The organism is Streptomyces sp. MMG1121 (genome assembly GCF_001280015.1).
Lineage (GTDB): Bacteria > Actinomycetota > Actinomycetes > Streptomycetales > Streptomycetaceae > Streptomyces.
In genome coordinates this window covers 1-964 of record NZ_LGDV01000047.1, presented here as the reverse complement: position 1 = coordinate 964, position 964 = coordinate 1, and the positions used below count along the sequence as shown (strand labels likewise).

General features: G+C 68.8%; 1 protein-coding gene. It reads left to right on the top strand.

From position 1 onward, the window contains the following. Positions 1 to 270: 270 nt before the first annotated feature. Positions 271 to 795, top strand: a complete 525-nt coding sequence (locus ADK64_RS06665; RefSeq protein ID WP_420712940.1) for a transglycosylase SLT domain-containing protein — start codon at positions 271 to 273, stop codon at positions 793 to 795. Positions 796 to 964: the final 169 nt, after the last annotated feature.

Sequence of the window (964 nt, the reverse complement as noted above, 5' to 3'; positions counted from 1 at the left end):
GCATAGGAGAACCACAACGCCCCGAACAGCATGTAAAACCGTCATACAGGCCCATATCGGGCATTTCTCCGATGTGGGGTAGTACGTCACATCATTGCGCCCAGCCGCCCCGGCCGCTAACCATTGCTGTCGTTGCCGGGAGCACGGCGACGCACCCGGCGGAACACCGCCAGGTCGTCCCCCTCCCGCACGGGGCCCCGCCCCACGCCGCCGCCAGCAGCGGGCGGCCCCGACCATGTCCCCCCACGGAGGGTTTCCTCACACATGACCATGACCACCCGCACCCGCATCGCCCGACTGCGCACCCTCGGCCTGACCGCTCTGGCCACCACCGGAGCCGCGGCCGCCGCGATCACCCTGATGCCCGCCAGCGCACAGGCCGCCGAAGCGACGCAGGTGCACGCCTCCAGCACGGTCACGGCCCCCGGCAACAACAGCCACACCACCACGTCCCAGCACACGGCCACCGCCGGCGCCAACAACCTCGACGGCTGGATCAAGCAGTCCCTGCAGATCATGAAGGCCAAGGGCATCCCCGGCAGCTACGACGGCCTCAAGCGCAACATCATGCGCGAGTCCGGCGGCAACCCCACCGCCCAGAACAACTGGGACGTCAACGCCAAGAACGGCATCCCCTCCAAGGGCCTGCTCCAGGTCATCGACCCCACCTTCAACGCCTACCACGTCGCCGGCACCGCCCACAGCGTCACCGACCCGGTAGCCAACATCACCGCCGCGGCCAACTACGCCGCCCACCGCTACGGCTCCATCGACAACGTCAACTCCGCCTACTGACACCCAACTCCAGCCACCCGCCCACACCCCACCACCCAGGCGTGCACCGGAGCGAGGCAAGCAGGCCCGCCAACAGGCAAGCAGGCCCGCCGACAGGCAACGAGTCCCACCACAGACGCCCCACCGACCTGCACAACAGGTCAACGGGGCGTCCACGCGCGCGGAAGCA

Coding starts and splice junctions, on each gene's coding strand:
- ADK64_RS06665 (WP_420712940.1), top strand. CDS start 271: ATGACCACCCGCACCCGCATCGCCCGACTGCGCACCCTCGGCCTGACC.